This is a genomic window from Rurimicrobium arvi (assembly GCF_039540495.1).
Taxonomy (GTDB): Bacteria; Bacteroidota; Bacteroidia; order Chitinophagales; family Chitinophagaceae; genus Rurimicrobium; species Rurimicrobium arvi.
In genome coordinates, this window is record NZ_BAABEZ010000022.1 from 16,835 (window position 1) to 34,108 (window position 17,274).

Annotated in this window: 16 protein-coding genes; 13 read left to right on the forward strand and 3 right to left on the reverse strand. The window is 47.5% G+C overall.

Annotated features, from left to right (window positions below; all coding sequences use genetic code 11):
- Nucleotides 1-114: 114 nt before the first annotated feature.
- The 11 genes from ABD846_RS06745 (at nt 115) to ABD846_RS06795 (ending at nt 10,873) form a co-directional block, all read left to right on the forward strand.
- A complete protein-coding gene (locus ABD846_RS06745) occupies nt 115-849 on the forward strand; it encodes a class I SAM-dependent methyltransferase (protein WP_344824269.1) in 735 nt (244 codons plus the stop codon).
- Nucleotide 850: 1 nt separating this feature from the next.
- A complete protein-coding gene (locus ABD846_RS06750) occupies nt 851-1,435 on the forward strand; it encodes a phosphatase PAP2 family protein (protein ID WP_344824272.1) in 585 nt (194 codons plus the stop codon).
- A gap of 86 nt (nt 1,436-1,521) precedes the next feature.
- Complete coding sequence (locus ABD846_RS06755) at nt 1,522-1,977, forward strand: ribosome maturation factor RimP (RefSeq protein ID WP_344824274.1); 456 nt, start codon at nt 1,522-1,524, stop codon at nt 1,975-1,977.
- A 20-nt stretch (nt 1,978-1,997) separates the two neighbouring features.
- Nucleotides 1,998-3,263 (forward strand): transcription termination factor NusA, encoded by a 1,266-nt coding sequence (nusA, locus tag ABD846_RS06760; RefSeq protein WP_344824277.1) that lies wholly within the window; start codon nt 1,998-2,000, stop codon nt 3,261-3,263.
- 132 nt (nt 3,264-3,395) lie between these two features.
- Nucleotides 3,396-6,476 (forward strand): translation initiation factor IF-2, encoded by a 3,081-nt coding sequence (gene infB / locus ABD846_RS06765; protein WP_344824280.1) that lies wholly within the window; start codon nt 3,396-3,398, stop codon nt 6,474-6,476.
- A gap of 152 nt (nt 6,477-6,628) precedes the next feature.
- Complete coding sequence (locus ABD846_RS06770) at nt 6,629-7,996, forward strand: NAD(P)/FAD-dependent oxidoreductase (protein WP_344824283.1); 1,368 nt, start codon at nt 6,629-6,631, stop codon at nt 7,994-7,996.
- A gap of 4 nt (nt 7,997-8,000) precedes the next feature.
- Nucleotides 8,001-8,960: a glycosyltransferase family 2 protein gene (locus ABD846_RS06775; protein WP_344824286.1), complete on the forward strand. Its 960-nt coding sequence runs from the start codon at nt 8,001-8,003 to the stop codon at nt 8,958-8,960.
- Nucleotides 8,953-9,762 (forward strand): class I SAM-dependent methyltransferase, encoded by an 810-nt coding sequence (locus tag ABD846_RS06780; RefSeq protein WP_344824289.1) that lies wholly within the window; start codon nt 8,953-8,955, stop codon nt 9,760-9,762. The genes ABD846_RS06775 and ABD846_RS06780 overlap by 8 nt, the downstream gene beginning before the upstream one ends.
- Nucleotides 9,763-9,863: 101 nt before the next feature.
- Nucleotides 9,864-10,166 carry a DUF4286 family protein gene (locus ABD846_RS06785; protein WP_344824292.1) on the forward strand — a complete coding sequence of 101 codons (303 nt, stop codon included), beginning with the start codon at nt 9,864-9,866 and terminating at the stop codon, nt 10,164-10,166.
- Nucleotides 10,167-10,317: 151 nt separating this feature from the next.
- On the forward strand, nt 10,318-10,659 hold the full coding sequence (locus ABD846_RS06790) for an HU family DNA-binding protein (RefSeq protein WP_344827495.1): 342 nt from the start codon (nt 10,318-10,320) through the stop codon (nt 10,657-10,659).
- Nucleotides 10,660-10,756: 97 nt separating this feature from the next.
- On the forward strand, nt 10,757-10,873 hold the full coding sequence (locus tag ABD846_RS06795) for a 30S ribosomal protein THX (protein WP_344824295.1): 117 nt from the start codon (nt 10,757-10,759) through the stop codon (nt 10,871-10,873).
- 88 nt (nt 10,874-10,961) lie between these two features.
- Here the strand turns inward: ABD846_RS06795 and ABD846_RS06800 are convergent, their stop codons facing one another.
- Complete coding sequence (locus tag ABD846_RS06800; protein ID WP_344824298.1) at nt 10,962-12,218, reverse strand: hypothetical protein; 1,257 nt, start codon at nt 12,216-12,218, stop codon at nt 10,962-10,964.
- Nucleotides 12,219-12,386: 168 nt separating this feature from the next.
- The gene (locus ABD846_RS06805) at nt 12,387-12,959 is read right to left on the reverse strand and encodes a TraR/DksA family transcriptional regulator (protein WP_344824301.1); all 573 of its coding nucleotides are present in this window, start codon (nt 12,957-12,959) and stop codon (nt 12,387-12,389) included.
- A 7-nt stretch (nt 12,960-12,966) separates the two neighbouring features.
- Here ABD846_RS06805 and ABD846_RS06810 point away from each other — a divergent pair, with 7 nt between their 5' ends.
- Nucleotides 12,967-13,449 (forward strand): hypothetical protein, encoded by a 483-nt coding sequence (locus ABD846_RS06810; RefSeq protein ID WP_344824304.1) that lies wholly within the window; start codon nt 12,967-12,969, stop codon nt 13,447-13,449.
- Here the strand turns inward: ABD846_RS06810 and ileS are convergent.
- On the reverse strand, nt 13,446-16,775 hold the full coding sequence (gene ileS / locus ABD846_RS06815) for an isoleucine--tRNA ligase (RefSeq protein ID WP_344824307.1): 3,330 nt from the start codon (nt 16,773-16,775) through the stop codon (nt 13,446-13,448). The two genes, ABD846_RS06810 and ileS, sit on opposite strands and share 4 nt — an antisense overlap.
- Nucleotides 16,776-16,956: 181 nt before the next feature.
- Here ileS and ABD846_RS06820 point away from each other — a divergent pair, with 181 nt between their 5' ends.
- Nucleotides 16,957-17,256, forward strand: a complete 300-nt coding sequence (locus tag ABD846_RS06820; protein ID WP_344824310.1) for an ArsR/SmtB family transcription factor — start codon at nt 16,957-16,959, stop codon at nt 17,254-17,256.
- Nucleotides 17,257-17,274 lie beyond the last annotated feature (18 nt).

Below are 17,274 nucleotides of genomic sequence, written 5' to 3' on the forward strand. Positions count from 1 at the left end.
TTTTGAGTGTTTGCAAATAGGACAGCTTTGCAGGCGTTTACCCCTATGCAGGGTATGATTTTTGGGCGAGACTGGGCTGTATCGGCAAAAGCGATTAGTTTTGCAGGGTTGTTTATGAAGAAAAAAGCCTGGTTTGAATGTTGGTTTAATTCCCCTTATTATAAAGTCCTGTATCAGAACAGGGATATGAATGAGGCGGAAGATTTTACGGAAGCGTTGGTTGCCTACCTCAAGCCTGCGCCGGGTGCACGTATGCTGGATATCGGTTGCGGCGAAGGGCGTTTTGCGGTTCAGCTGGCCAGAAAAGGTTATGACGTGATCGGCATTGACCTGGCGGAAAATCGCATCCTCAAAGCCAAAGAGAAAGAAACGGATACGCTGCATTTTTTTGTGCATGATATGCGCATGCCTTTTTATATCAACTACTTCGATTTTTCTTTTAATTTCTTTACCAGCTTCGGTTATTTCGCAACCCAGCGTGATAATGTGCTGGCGGCGCGTTCTTTTGCCGGCGGACTCAAGCGCGGAGGCAGGCTGGTGGTTGATTACCTGAACAGAGACCTGGTGCTGCAGCAAATGAAGGCCCGTGAAATCATCCATCGTGAGGATATCGACTTCGATATTCAGAAAGATTATGACGGAAGCCATATCATCAAGCACATCCGTTTTACGGACAGGGAAGGAAACCCGCAGCACTTTACAGAGCGCGTTTCGGCATTCGGACTGGAAGATTTCCGTAAGCTGTTTGAGGAAGCAGGACTTACGCTTGAGGCCACTTTCGGAGACTATCAGCTGAATGGTTTCGACAATGAGCGCTCTTCACGCCTGATTATGGTGTTTAAAAAATAATATGGGGTTTACAGAGACTATTATCCGGATAGACCAGCAATGTCAGCAGCAAATCAACAGGCATTGGCAGAATGGTTTCCTGGACACGCTTGCCCCTGTATTGCGGGAACCGAAATCATGGATTCCGCTGTACCTGTTCCTCGCAATATTCCTGCCCTGGAAATTCGGGCGTACCGGGATTTACTGGTGTCTGGGGTTTATTGCTACGTTCGGTATCAGCGATTTTTTCAGCGCATCGGTGCTGAAGCAGCAGGTGCAAAGGATACGACCCTGTAACGATCCTGTTTTTTCCGAAAGGGTGCGTCATATCGTGGAATGCGGGGTGGGGTACAGTTTTCCATCCACTCATGCCACCAACCACTTCGCGCTGGCATTGTTTATGGCGGTGACACTCGGCCCCCGCTATAAATGGGTTCCCTGGGCTGCGGTGCTTTGGGCATTTTCCGTGGCATACGCGCAGGTATATGTGGGTGTGCATTACCCGGCGGATGTTTTATCGGGAGGATTGCTCGGTGCGCTGATCGGTATACTGACGGGAAAATTGTTTTTACGTAAAATAGGATTGAACGAGCGTGTAGTTTCGTAAGAAAATTTTGTCGCCAATTGAAATAGTATTACATTTGCGGAGGAATTACAGAGGGGACACAGCGTGTCCCCTTCTTTTATACCTATATGGAAGTATTACAAAAAATTGAAGAGATGCTGCAGCCCATCATTGAGGGCACAGACATTTTTATTGTACGGCTGAAAATCAAGCCGACAAACAACGTAAAAGTTTATCTGGATGCCGACGACGGTTTCCCGGTTTCCAAAAGCTCGTCCGTAAACCGTCAGTTGCGCAAAGCTATTGATGAGTCCGGGATGTTTCCGGATGGCGACTACAGTCTCGAGGTCAGCAGTCCCGGTATAGACGAGCCGTTATTGCTTCATCGTCAGTATATGAAAAACGTAGGGCGCAAGCTCGAAGTCACCGGTAAGGACGATACCGTGGAACTGGGAATGCTCAGGGAAGTCAGCGACACGCACATTACAATGGAAGTACCGGCGGGTCCTAAAAAAAAGGAAGTCAAAACAATCGAAATCCCATTCGAATCTATTAAACAAGCAATTGTCCAAATATCATTTTAACATCAAAAAAATGACTGATCATGTCTAGTATCAATCTCATCGAATCGTTTCAGGAATTCAAAGAAGCGGAAAATATCGACCGGCCGACCCTTATGAAGGTTTTGGAAGATGTGTTCAAGACCTTGCTCCGTAAGAAGTACGGTAGTGATGAAAACTTTGATGTAATCGTGAATGACCAGACGGGTGACCTGGAAATCTTCCGTCGCCGCGAAATCGTGGAAGACGATGATGTGGAAGACGAAAACGCGCAGATACCCTATTCACAGGCGGTTAAAATCGAGCCTGATTACAGCGTGGGTGAGGAAGTATATGAAGAGATGGATGTGCTGGATTTCGGACGCCGTGCGATCCTTGCCGCAAAACAAACGCTGGCAGCGCGTATTGGCGATCTGAAGAAAAGCAGCCTGATGAAAAAATATGCAGATCGTATCGGTGAAATCATCAACGGTGAGGTATACCAGATCTGGAAAAAAGAGTTGTTGCTGCTGGATGAAGACGGAAACGAGCTGGTATTGCCAAAATCTGAGCAGATTCCCGCTGACTTCTTCAAAAAAGGAGAAACCGTTCGCGCGGTGGTTAAAAAAGTGGAAATGCGTTCCAATAACCCTGTGATCATCCTGAGCCGTACGCACGAGTCGTTCCTCGAAAAACTGCTTGAGCTGGAGGTGCCGGAGATCATGGACGGACTCATTACCGTGAAAAAAGTAGTGCGTGAACCGGGAGAGCGTGCAAAAGTGGCGGTAGAAAGCTTCGACGATCGTATCGATCCCGTTGGTGCGTGCGTGGGTATGAAAGGAAGTCGTATTCACGGGATTGTGCGTGAACTGAAGAACGAGAATATTGATGTGATCAATTTCACGAATAACATCAACCTGATGATCCAGCGTGTGCTGACTCCTGCAAAAATCAACCGCATGGATGTCAATAACGACAAACACCATGCGGATGTTTTCCTTGAACCCGATCAGGTGTCTCTGGCAATCGGTAAGAAAGGAGTGAATATCAAGCTGGCACAGGAAATGACCGGCTATACGATCGATGTGTACCGCGATGTGGCGGAAGAAGATTTCGGTGAATTCGATATCGATCTGGATGAATTCAGCGATGAGATCGACAGCTGGGTTATTGACGAATTTAAAAAAGTGGGTTACGATACTGCATTAAGCATTCTCGGACCAAGCGTGGAGGAACTGGCACGCCGTACGGATCTGGAAGAAGAAACGATCCGCGATGTGCAGCGCATCCTCAGGGAAGAGTTTGAACGCGACGAAGAGTCTGCGGAATAACGATAATTTATTAATGTTACCGCGGTAGGCGGCTTCCGAAATTGGCATAAAATGTGTACGTTTGTACCTGGTGTTATGTTGATTGATTGTGAATCTCCTATAGCAGAAAAAATTTATTGAGTAATCTAACGAATGGCTACAGAAAATACCACACCGCGATTGCTGGCAGCGGCCAAAGAATTTAATATCGGTAAGGAAACCTTAGTGGAGTTCCTTACTTCGAAAAATTTTGAGGTAAACGCCAGCAATCCGAACACAAAGCTGACAGAAGAGATGTATTTCGCTCTTCAGGCTGAGTTTGCAAAAGACAAGCTTGCCAAAAAGAAGAGTGATGAAATCGCCCTGCCCAAAAGCCAGGGTGGTGACGCTCGTAAGAAAGCTGCAGTGGAGCCGGATGCCGCTGTTGCGGATAAGGCGAAAACCAAAGACGAGCCTAAGACGGAAGAGGTTGCCCCGGTTGCAGAAACTGCACCTGCTCCAGTACAGGAAGAGGTGCCCGCTGTATCTGCCCCGGCACCTGAGAAAGAAGAAGCTCCTGCCCCGGCTGCTCCCGTAGTCGCAGAGGAAGCTCCCGCTGAGACAGCAGAAACACCGGAAAAAGCGGTTAAGAAAGACGGCCCCAATATTCTGGGCAAGATCAATCTGGATGAGCTGAACCAATCGACCCGTCCTAAAAAAACGGCTAAAAAGAAAGAAGAAGAGCCCAGGGAAGAGCCGGTTAAAAAGACAGCCGCCAAACAGGAAGAGCAGCCCGAAGCGGCTCCTGCGCCTGTTGCGCCTCCCACTCCTGTGGCAGAAGAAAAACCTGAAGTGAAAGAGCAGACTCCTGAGCCTGCCGCACCGAAAGAAGCACCTGCAGCTCCTGTAGCCGAAGAAAAACCGGAAACCAAACCGGCTGCTCAGGCAACACCAGCTGCTCCTGTAGCTGAAGAGCCTAAAACCGAGCATATCGAAATGAAAGCTCCGCGGCTCGAAGGACCTAAGATCATCGGTAAAATCGAATTGCCGGTGTCTAATTCCGCAGACAGCCGCGACAGTCGCGAGAAACGTAATCGTAAACGGATTCCGGTTCAGAAAAAGCCGGAAACTTTCCGCCCGGATCAACGTCAGGGAAATAATACGAACAATAACGGCGGAGCGCGCCCCGGTCAGTCTCAAGGGCAGAATAACAATCGCCCGGGTCAGCCCGGACAAGGCCGCAATGACCGCGGAGGGTTCGATCGCAACCGTCAGGGTGGTAACGACCGTCGCCCGCAACAGGGTGGTGGCAGAAACAACCCGCAACAGCCTGCACAGGAGATCGACGCAAAACAAATTCAGAAGAAGTTACAGGAAACACAGAATAAGCTTGCCGGTGGTATGGGCGGGCGCAATGCCAATAAAGCGCAGAAAGCGAAATACCGTCGTGACAAGCGCGAACTGATGGCGGAAAAGCGTGCCGCAGCCGAACACGAAGATGGTCAGGTAATCAAGGTTACGGAGTACATCTCGGTAAGCGAGCTTGCCAGCCTGTTGAACGTTCCGTTTACGGACGTAATCAGCAAATGTATGAGCCTTGGCATCATGGTGTCTATCAACCAGCGCCTGGATGCGGAGATCATCGAACTGGTTTCCAGCGAACTCGGTTATGTGGTTGAATTCATCAACCTGGATCAGAACGAAGATGAGGAAGTGGAAGAAGTGGATAGTGCGGATGATGTGGTGGAACGCGCTCCGATCGTAACGATCATGGGTCACGTAGACCACGGTAAAACATCCCTGCTCGACTATATCCGCGAAGCGAATGTGGTGGCAGGGGAAGCCGGAGGTATCACCCAGCATATCGGAGCTTATCAGGTGGTGACACCTACAGGAAAGAAAATCACGTTCCTGGATACGCCGGGTCACGAAGCGTTTACCGCGATGCGTGCACGTGGTGCTAAAGTAGCGGACGTAGCGGTAATTGTGGTGGCAGCGGATGATGCGATCATGCCTCAGACAAGGGAAGCCATTTCACATGCCCAGGCTGCCAGCCTGCCGATGATCTTTGCGATCAACAAAATAGATAAAGAAGGCGCCAACCCTGAAAAAATCAAGGAACAACTGGCCCAATTGAATATCCTCGTGGAAGACTGGGGTGGTAAATTCCAAAGCCAGGAAATTTCCGCTAAAAAAGGAATCAATATTGATCTGCTGCTGGAGAAAATTCTCCTGGAAGCAGAATTGCTTGAACTCAAAGCGAACCCGGACAAATATGCTTCCGGTAGCGTGATCGAGGCTTCGCTGGATAAAGGTCGCGGATATGTTTCCACGATCCTGGTACAGAACGGAACACTCGAGCAGGGTGATATGATCCTTACCGGTCAGTATTACGGTAAAGTAAAGGCCATGTTCAATGAACGCGGACAACGTGTTACGAAAGCCGGCCCTTCTGCACCCGTGCAGATACTCGGTTTGAACGGTGCACCGCAGGCGGGTGAGAAATTCCGTATGTACACCGACGAGAATGAAGCAAAAAATATTGCCACGCACCGTGCACAGATCCTGCGTGAGCAGGGTATCCGCGCCCGTAAGCATATTACCCTGGATGAGATCGGACGCCGTCTGGCTCTGGGTAACTTCAAGGAGCTGGCAATCATCATCAAAGGTGACTTCGATGGTTCGGTAGAGGCATTGAGCGACTCACTGCAAAAACTGTCTACGGAAGAAGTTGCGGTGAACATCGTACACAAAGCGGTAGGCCAGATCACAGAAAGCGACGTATTGCTGGCAACGGCATCCGATGCGATCATTATCGGCTTCCAGGTGCGTCCTTCTTCTCAGGCAGGGAAGCTTGCCGAGCAGGAGAATATCGAGATCCGCAATTACTCCATCATTTACGACGCTATCCAGGATGTCAAGAGCGCGATGGAGGGACTGTTGGAGCCGAAAGTGGAAAAGAAAGTGGTATCCAATATCGAAGTACGCGAAGTGTACAAGATCAGCGGCGTAGGAACCATTGCAGGTTGTTACGTGCTCGACGGAAAGATGACCCGCAATACCAAGCTGAATATCATCCGCGATGGTATCGTGGTGTACACCGGAGAGCTGTCATCGCTGAAACGCTTCAAAGACGACGTGAAGGAAGTGGCTGCCGGATACGAATGCGGTCTGATGGTGAAGAACTACAACGATGTGCGCATCGGCGATATCATCGAAGGTTACGACGAAGTAGAGACAAAACGTACGCTTTAAGCGACCAGGCATATTTAGGCTCCCGAACAATGCAGAAAGGCCATCCGCGGATCAGTCCGTACAATGGCCGGCGCTCTGTAGGTTCGGGAGTTTGTTTGTTTAACCCCCTGAGAAAAACAGAAGAACCATAAAGGTTTGTACCGGCAAATGTTATGAGCGATACAACACACAATGAATTCGACCTTGTGATCACCGGCGGCGGGATCACCGGACTTGCTGCCGCTTACCTCGCGGCGCGGGAAGGTAAAAAAGTTGCCCTGGTAGAAAAGAGTGATACTTTCGGCGGTCTGCTGAACACTTTTGAAATCGGCGGTAACCGTCTGGAATATTTCTATCATCATTTTTTTACGCATGACGCGGAGTTGAACTGGCTCATCCGTGAGCTCGGGCTGACCGATAAGCTGGTGTTCAAAAAAACATCGATGGGTGTCTTCCGCAATAACGCTATCTACGACTTCAATACACCCGCCGATCTGCTGCGTTTTAAGCCGATCAGTTGGCTGGATAAGTTCAAATTCGGTTTGTCTTCTGTGTACATGGGTAAGTTTGCCCGCTGGGAGCAATATGAGCATGTAAGCGCTGCTTCCTGGCTTCGTAAATGGGCCGGTAAAACGACGGCAGCGTCACTTTGGTTTCCGTTACTTAAAATTAAATTCGGGCCGTATGCCGAGCAGGTTCCGCTGGCCTGGATGATCGGACGCCTGCGTCAGCGCATGGGCTCCCGCGATTCCGGGGACGAGCGCCTCGGGTATCTTGACGGAAGCCTGGATACCCTGCTGCAGCGGATATTACAGGAACTGCAACAAAAAGGCGTCGTGCTCATGAACAAAACGGAAGTGGCGCGCATGCAATACGACGGCGCAACGGTGCACGCACTCGAGCTTACTGACGGCCGTTTACTGAAAGCAGCTCAATTCCTGTTCACCATTCCTTCTACTTATTTTGCGCAGCTGATGGAGCCGCTATTGCCCGATTACGCCGCTGCAACCCGCCAGATAAAGTACTTCGGTGCGATCTGCCTTGTGCTGGAAATGAAAAAACCGCTGAGCGAAGTATACTGGCTCAACATTGCAGAAAATAATTTCCCTTTCGGCGGCATTATCGAACATACCAACCTGGTAGGTCCTGAAGAGTATCAGGGTAGTCATATTGCGTATTTATCGCGCTACTTTGCACATGAAGAACCCATCGCCGGCATGAACGAAGAGCAGCTGAAGGAACTGATGCTGCCACGCCTCCGTGAGATCTACCCGCATTTCGATCCCGAAGATATCATTCGTGTTTATTGTTTCCGTACCAATACGGCAGCTACGGTATGCGACCTGCATTTTTCAAAAAAGGTATTACCTTGTCAGACGCCGCTACAGAATGTGTATATCGCCAACATGAGTCATATTTATCCTGATGAGCGCAGCGTGAACAACTCCATCCGTATCGCTGCGGAAGCGCTGAACAAAATGGGAATTGATGCAACTTGCGTACCTTACAATCGTTCATTATCCGGTAAAATAGGTTTTTAAACTTATGATATCAATCGTTATACCCCTATACAACGAACAGGAAAACGTCGACCATCTGTACGACCGGCTCACGAAAGCCAGTCCTTCGTGGAACGACGATTATGAGATCATCCTTGTGGATGACGGTTCTTACGACGATACGTTCGAAATGGTGCAGTCGATCTGTGCACGTGATGCACATATCAAATGCGTAAAGCTGTCCCGGAATTTCGGCCATCAGGCAGCTATTTCAGCCGGTATGCGTTATGCAAAAGGAGATGCGGTGATCATTATGGATGGCGACCTGCAGGATCCTCCTGAAGAACTGCACCGCTTCCTGGATAAATGGCGGGAAGGCTATCACGTGGTGTATGCAGTACGCACGAAGCGTAAGGAAGGATTTTTCAAAAAGCTTGCCTACAGCACTTTTTATCGCTTACTGCATGTGATCAGTGATATTGATATTCCGCTGGACTCCGGTGATTTCTGCGTAATGGACAAGCGTGTGGTGAAAGTGCTGAACGCCGAGATGGTGGAGCAGAGCCGCTTTGTGCGGGGATTGCGTGCCTATGCCGGATTTAAACAGGTAGGCGTGAAATACGAACGTTCCGAGCGCGCTGCCGGCGAGGTGAAGTACACTTTCCGTAAACTGCTGAAACTGGCAATAGACGGTCTGCTGGATTTTTCAACATTTCCGCTCCGCATTGCCACCTACCTCGGATTTATGATTGCCATTCCGTCTTTCCTGATCGGATTGTTTTTCATTGTCCATCGCATATTCAACTTCAAGATCTTCGGATATTCCGCATCGGATACTCCCGGCCTCGCTACGCTGGCCGTGGGCGTGTTTTTCCTCGGGGGGGTGATCATGGTGATATTGGGTGTGATAGGGGAATATATCGGCCGCATTTATTTTGAAGTGAAAAAGCGACCGTTTTTTATTGTAGAAGAAATCGTATCGAAAAAAGACAACGAACATGTTTAAGAAACCCCTGTTCCTGAATAAGACATTTATTCCCGACGCTTCTCAGAATAAAATGAGCAACGTTGACGACGTATCCGCTTCCAGGGCTGATTTCATCCGCAACCGACCGGGCAATCTCAATTACCTGCTCGAAAAGCGCTATGGCTGGATGAACGATTATATCAACGATGGAGATACCGGTATTGAAGTGGGCGCCGGCAACGGACTGTCGAAATTGTTTATTACAAAGGGCAACTATGAAGTAACGGATTATGCAGACTTTGAATGGCTGGACCGTAAGGTAGACGCGCTGAATATGCCGTATGAATCGGGTAGCCTGGATTTTATTGTAAGCAGCAATATGATTCACCATCTTGCTCATCCGTATAAATTCCTCGACGAATGCCACCGTGTGCTCAAACCGGGTGGAAAGCTGCTGATCCAGGAGATCAACGGCTCTTTCTTTCTGCGGTTGATATTAAAGCTTATGAAGCATGAAGGATACAACTATAATGTTGATCCGTTTGATAAAAACTGCGTCTGCAATGATCCCGACAATCTCTGGTCGGGGAACAATGTATTACCGAATCTGCTGTTCGACGATCAGCAACTGTTCGAATCCAATTTCCGTTTCCGGATTGAGTCGCAGCATTACTCTGAATTTTTCATTTTCCCGCTATCTGGCGGTGTGACGGCCAAGACTAAAACGGTACAACTGCCGCGCGCGATGCTCAATTTGTTCAATGGCATCGATAATATGCTTATCGCTGTTTCGAAAAACACCTTTGCGCTGCAACGGAGGATCGTACTGCGCAAAGTTTAGTCGCATGTACAACTGTTATTCAACGCCCGTGCTGCTGAGTACGGGCGTTCTTTTTTTCCGGAACATTCCGTTGCGAATACGTACTTTCGGCACAAAAAGCAATGATAGTATATAACGTAACGATCAAAGTGGATCCGGCTGTAGCGGCCGACTGGCGTATATGGATGCTGCGCGAGCATATTCCGATGCTGATGGATACGGGTTGTTTTACCGATGCGAAGATGTTCCGTTTACTGGAGCAGGATGATAGCGACGGACCAACATTCTGCGCACAATATTATTGCGCATCCCGTGCCGATTACGACCGCTATATCAATGATTTTGCGTCGGCTATGCGGGCGGAAACACTGAAGCTCTGGGGGGACAAAATTGTGGCGTTCCGCAGCATTATGCAACTGCAATAGCCTTATCTGGTACCGCTTTGCAGATCAGCATGCGGAATGATTACATAAAAACAGGGCTTTTCAGACCGGCGATCTGTTACAATTCGCTACTGATAAGGGTTTGAGCAAAAAAAAAGTTCAACCAAAATTTTGAAATGTAACAAACCGCTGTATATTTGCCTCACACACAAAAAAATTATTTTCTCAACAAAACAAAAAATCAATTCAAATGAACAAAGCGGATTTGATCGACAAAATTGCGAAAGATGCAGACATCACAAAAGCACAAGCTAATGCTGCATTGGATTCTTTCACTGACACAGTGATTGCAACTCTGAAAAAAGGCGACCGCGTTACCCTGGTAGGTTTCGGTACTTTCTCTGTATCTGAGCGCGCAGCCCGCAATGGACGCAATCCTCAAACCGGAGCTGTAATTAAAATCAAAGCACGCAAAGTGCCTAAGTTTAAAGCCGGTAAAGAGTTCTCTACAAAAATCGCGAGCGGTAAAAAATAATTTTTCCTGCTAAAAGAAAAGCAAGCAGTACCAAATACTGCTTGCTTTTTTTATTTTTGCAGCCTAATTAATCTGTAACTTATAAAAACTACCTACAATGGGAAGAGGAGACAAACGTACAACTAAAGGAAAGCGTACTAAAGGAAGCTACGGTAAAAGCCGTATTGCAAGACCTTTGCAGGCTGCGAAAGCTGCTGCTAAGAAAGGCGCTTAGTTGTTGCGATTTTAAGCTTATAAAAAGCCCCGGTAACATTTCTGTTCCGGGGCATTTTTATGTTATTACTTAACAGGGACTATATCCGCTATTTAGTGATCTCGGCGATCTTGGCACCGATTGTGGTGCTCTTTTCTTTCTGACCCAGATCTTCATAAATCGTTTGCAAAGCGATCAGTGTTCCACGGTATGTGTTGAACTGATCCTGGTTCATATTGCCCACTTTAGGATTCAGCAGGTCATATGATTTTTGGAAATAAGGCAGCGCTTTTGAAAACTCGCGTGTACGCAGTCCTTTCAATTCATCGTATTTACGATTCTCTGCTTCAGAGGTACCGGTGATCTCATTCATACGATTGGTAAGATCGGCAGCATTGTTGAAGTACAGTGCGCCCAGATTGTATACATAGTCCGCGTTACCCGGTTCTGCGTCAATAGCCATTTTATAGGCTGTTTCAGCCTTAGCTTCCAGTTCTTTTGAGTTTGCAGGTTTCGCTACAGGTTGGTTTTCTGCATTACGCGGATTAGCGGCATTGCTGTAGGCTACTGCGAGGTTAAACTGAAGTACTGCGTTGTCCGGATCTTTCTGAACCGATTCCTCGAGTTTTTTCAGGAATACATCTGCTTTATCGGAATTGGCATAATAGTTCAGTTCACGGGCATTGATCTGCTCATCTTTCGGATAGGCGGCTTTCGCTTCCGCAATGGTTCTTTCCACTGCAGCATTGTCCTTTTTATCTGCATAAGCATCAATCAGCGCAATGTAAGTATATACTTCGCGCGCATCGGGATTGGCCTTTACTTTTTCCAGCATCGCGATCGCGCGGTCATCTTTCTTCTGGTTGTAGGCGCTGTACGCTTCAAAACGCTGAGCGCTTGCGGCAATCTTTTTAAATGCGTCGTTTCCTGCAAATTGTTTACCGTCGTTCAGTTGATACAGGGACAGTACAAAGCCGTAATTTTTTTCCGCACCGGCAAAATCGCCGGCATTATAAGCATTCACTCCTTTATTGAAAGAGATCTCCGCCAGTCGGCCGAGCTTTGCGTTGATCAGACCTTTGTCATATTTCGGATCTACTTCCACTACCTTCAGGTAAGATTTTTTGCTTTCCTCGAAAGCCACGGAATCCTTATCTCCCAGTTTTTCATAAATCTCTCCGCGGGTAAACCATGCGTCGCCGCTTCTGCTGGTTGCTTCACTGTTCACAGCTTCGTTGATAACGCTGACTGCTTTGGCCATGTCTCCGTCATTCATATATTCCTTCGCAGTGTAGATCTTTGCTTTTTGAGCAAAAGCTCCGGTACTGATCGCGAAAGCGGAAAACACAAGGACTAATTTTTTCATATTGTCTGTTTAGGTATTTTTTCTCAGAATAGTCTGCAAGCTAAAAAATAATGCCAAAAATACCGGATTTGCCGGGGGTATTTTTTTTGCCGCTGTGAAACTTGGGTTAATAAAAAACGCGTGCCGTAGCACGCGTTTTCTCAGAAATTACCAGGTTACTGGCAATCGTTATTTTTTCATGGTAGTTTTTGCCTCAATGCTCAATGTGGCATGCGGTACAGCGCGCAGACGCGCTTTATCGATCAGCTTGCCCGTTACGCGACAAACACCATAAGTTTTGTTTTCGATACGGATCAGCGCTTTTTCCAGGTTGGTGATAAACTGGATCTGGCGGCTGGCCAGTTGAGAAACAGTTTCGCGTTCCATAGCGCCGCTTCCGTCTTCCGCGTTAAAGCGGTTTTCCGAATCTTCGGTACCTTCTCCGTCTTTGCGCATAATCAATCCCTGCAGGTAAGCCAGCTCTTTACGGGCATTTTCCAGACGGGAGTTGATAATGTCGCGGAATTCGGCTAATTCTTCGTCGCTGTAGCGCTTGCCTACTATCGGCGCATTAGGCGCTTCGTCAAGCAGGGAACGATTGAATTCATTGAAAGACGCCTGGCGTTCTTCTCTTCCGCTTTCATTTTGCAGACGGCGGTGAGCCACAATTACAGGAGCTTTTTTCTCTTCACGGAGGTTACGGCCTACAGGGGCAGGACTCGGTTTGGCAGGGTGAACCGGGGTTCCGCTGCTATTATTCAATACAGGTTTGATGATTTTAGTGACTTTAGGTGTTGGTGCAGATCTGCGGCCTGAAGATGCTTTCTTTTCCGGAGCTTCCTTTTTTACAGGAGCCGGAGCCGGTTTTGGAGCTGGTTTAGGAGCAGGGGCCGGTTTTGCAGGAGCCGCTTTTTTAGCAGGAGCTGGTTTTGGAGCGGGAGCCGCTTTTTTTACCGGAACTGCTTTTTTGGCGGGAGCTGGTTTTACTGGTGCAACTTTTTTAGCCGGAGCTGCCTTTTTAACTGGCGCGGCTTTTTTAGCCGGAGCTGCTTTTTTCGCAGGCACCGCTTTTTTAGCCGGAGCAACTTTCTTGGCAGGAGCTGCTTTTTTAGCCGGAACAGCTTTTTTAGCTGGTGCCGCTTTCTTAGCCGGTGCTGCTTTTTTTACAGCTGTAACTTTTTTAGCCGGAGCCGCCGCTTTTTTTGCAGGCGCTTTAGCAGCATTTTTCTTAGTTGTGGCCATGCTTGTTTAGTTGTTTTTTAAAACTTGAACTTTAAGGGTTGTTTCATTTACTTCTACATCAACTCCGTCAGATATATTTTCGGAAAATATAATATCTGAAGCCAAAATTTCGGCGCAAATGTACGAATAAAACTTTATAATACTAGAGTTTAATAGGTCATTTTTTTCCACGGAAACAGTGATCTTGTCAGTTAACTCATAATCATTGTCTTTGCGGATCTTTTGAATTCTGTTGATGAATTCCCGTGCATTTCCTTCATCCCGCAATTCATCCGTTATCGTCACATCCAGGGCCACCGTAAGTCCGTCTTTGCTGGCAACAGACCATCCCGGTATGTCTTCGGCAACCACCTCTATATCTTCCGGAGTAAATGTAACCATAGCACCGTCGATATCCAGAGATAAGCTCCTGTCACGTTCAAACTGCGCAATCTGGTGCTGATCCAGGTTGCCGATAACGGCAGCGGCGGCTTTCATTTTACCTCCGAGCTTCGCGCCCAGCGTTTTAAAGTTAGCCTTTGCCTTCTTGCTGATCACACCTTCTGCCTCCCGTATGTAGGCGATTTCCTTTACGTTCACTTCATTTTTGATCAATGCTTCAATTTGTTTCAATTGATTTTCAATAGAATCGTTCAAAACAGGAACCATGATCTTTTGCAAAGGCTGGCGCACCTTTATATTCACCTTTTTACGGATAGAAAGTACCAGCGAAGAGGTAAGCTGCGCCAATTCCATGCGCTCTTCCAACTCCAGATCTATATACGCCTCATTTGGTTTAGGATATTTCGACAAATGAACTGATTCACTGTTATTTCTGCCGGTTATCTTATTCAGATTGTTAAACATCCAATCCGCAAAGAACGGAGATATAGGAGCCATCAGCAGGCTGATCTGCTCGAGGCATTCGTACAGTGTCTGGTAAGCAGCGATCTTATCGGCTTCGTATTCCCCTTTCCAGAAACGACGGCGGCAAAGACGTACATACCAGTTGCTCAGTTGCTCATCCAGGAAATATTCTATTGCACGGCCCGCCTGGGTCGGTTCATAATCGTCGAAGTAGGCCGTACATTTCTTGATGAGCGATTGCAGCGAGGAGAGTATCCATCGATCGATTTCCGGGCGTTCTGCAACAGGTATATACGCTTCTTTGAAAGTAAACCGGTCTACGTTTGCATACAATGCAAAGAACTGGTACGTATTGTACAGGGTTCCAAAAAACTTCCGTTGAACCTCTTTAATGCCTTCTAAATCAAATTTTAAGCTGTCCCATGGAGATGCGTTGGTAATCAGGTACCAGCGGGTGGCATCGGCGCTGAATCGTTCGATTGTATCAAAAGGATCTACTACGTTTCCGACGCGTTTGCTCATTTTGTTGCCGTTCTTATCCAGAACCAGTCCGTTGGCAACAACCGTTTTGTACGCTACGTTATCAAAGAGCATTACGCCAAGTGCATGCAATGTGTAAAACCATCCGCGCGTCTGATCTACGCCTTCCGCGATAAAGTCGGCAGGGAATGCCTGTTGCTGATCGATCAGCTCTTTGTTCTCAAAAGGATAATGCCATTGCGCATAAGGCATTGCACCGCTGTCAAACCATACATCAATCAGGTCCGGCTCGCGGCGCATGGGTTTGCCCTGGCTGTCGGCGAGCACGATATTGTCAACGAACGGTTTGTGCAGATCGATATCAGAGTCTGACGTATTTTGTTGTAAATTAAGTTTTTCGTTAGCGTATTTGATCTCTTGCATTAATTCAGCTACGGAACCGATGCATTTATGTTCGCTTCCGTCCTCGTTGCTCCAGACCGGTAGTGGGGTTCCCCAATAGCGACTGCGACTCAGATTCCAATCCACCATATTTTCCAGCCAGTTTCCGAAACGGCCTTCCCCGGTTGCTTTGGGTTTCCAGTTGATCGTCTTATTCAGTTCGATCATACGATCCTTTACCGCGGTTGTGCGGATGAACCAGGCATCGAGCGGATAGTACAGGATTGGTTTGTCTGTACGCCAGCAGTGGGGGTAAGTATGGGCGTATTTTTCAACCTTAAATGCCTGTCCCGCAGTTTTGAGTCGGACTGCTATATCCACGTCCACCTCTTTATAGTCCGGATCGTCTTTGTAATTTTTTACATATCTTCCGGATAGTTCTCCGAGTCCGTCTATGAACTTTCCTTCTTTATTGACCATTACCAGGAATCCGATATTGGCTGCTTTTCCCACCTTATAGTCATCTGCGCCGAACGCAGGTGCCGTGTGTACGATGCCGGTACCGTCTTCGGTGGTAACAAAGTCGCCCAGGATCACACGGAACGGATCCCCTCCGGCTACCGCTGCTGTATTTGCTTCGAAAGGCAATAGCTGCTGGTAGCGCATGTTCTCCAGTTCACGGCCCTTCATGCGTTTGAGGATCTGGTAGGGCAGGTTTTTTCCGTCGTTCTTATATTCCTGAAAATCAGTATTTTCAAACTCTTGTTTGAAGTATTTTTTCAGCAGATTTTCGGCCAGAACGATATTGATACGCTCGTGAGTATAAGGGTTTACCGTATGCACCAGCACATAATCGATATTAGGTCCGACGGTCAGTCCCAGGTTGGAAGGTAAGGTCCAGGGGGTAGTCGTCCAGGCCATAAAGTACAACTTCTCCTCCGATGCCGGCAATGCCGCGAATAGCTGTTCACTCTCGCTGTTGCGGATTGCTTCGAACATTGCCACGATGGTAGTGTCCTTTACCTCTTTATAAGTACCGGGCTGGTTCACTTCATGACTACTGAGTCCGGTTCCCGCAGCAGGAGAGTACGGTTGTATGGAGACGCTCTTATATAAGTAATTTTTTTTGTGCAATTCTTTCAAAGCCCACCATAGCGTTTCTATGTACTTATTATCGAATGTGATATATGGATCGCTCAGGTCTACCCAATAACCCATTTTGCGGGTCAGGTTATCCCATTGATCCTTGTATCGCATTACCGCTTCGCGGCATTTGCGGTTGTATTCTTCGACAGTGATTTTAACACCGATATCCTCTTTGGTGATGCCCAGTTCTTTCTCCACACCCAGCTCTACCGGAAGGCCATGTGTATCCCATCCGGCTTTCCGTTTTACCTGGAATCCCTGCATGGTTTTATAGCGGCACACCAGATCTTTCAGCGTGCGGGAGATGACATGGTGAATACCGGGCATCCCGTTTGCGCTGGGCGGACCTTCGTAGAACACAAACGGGGTAGCCCCGTCCCGTGTGCTGATACTCTTATTAAATGTATCATTTTCCGACCATATCTTTTGTATATCCGCCTCTATCGAAGGCATATTTAGTTGCTTATATTCAGGATATTTCATTGTAAAACAGAAAAGTAGCCAAAAATTTGTGTCGCGAAGTTAAATGGATAAATTGACAAATTCTTATTTGGCTTTTCCTCATGCAATCACTGCACGCCAAAGCTTTAAGGGAGAATGGATATTTTAAGGAAAAGAAACTTTTAAGTTGCGTATATTTGTTTGTATCGATATTAAAATATATATGGAACAGCAGGTGTTTTTCGCTTTATCGGATCCCACGAGAAGAAATATTATCGAATACCTGTCAGAGCGATCTGCAAATATGCGTATGGTTGCCGATACTGTTGGGATGAGTCGACAGGCTGCGGCTAAACACATACATGCTTTACAGATGTGTGGATTGGTGGTGTTGGAAAAGCAGGGCAGGGATCAGGTGTGCCGTTTTCAACCCGACGGCCTTAAAGATTTACGTGTTTGGCTGCAGCGTATGGAGCAACGTCACCTTGATTTTCCGGAGCAGCAGTTATCCGATACACAATAATCATTTTAAATAATATAT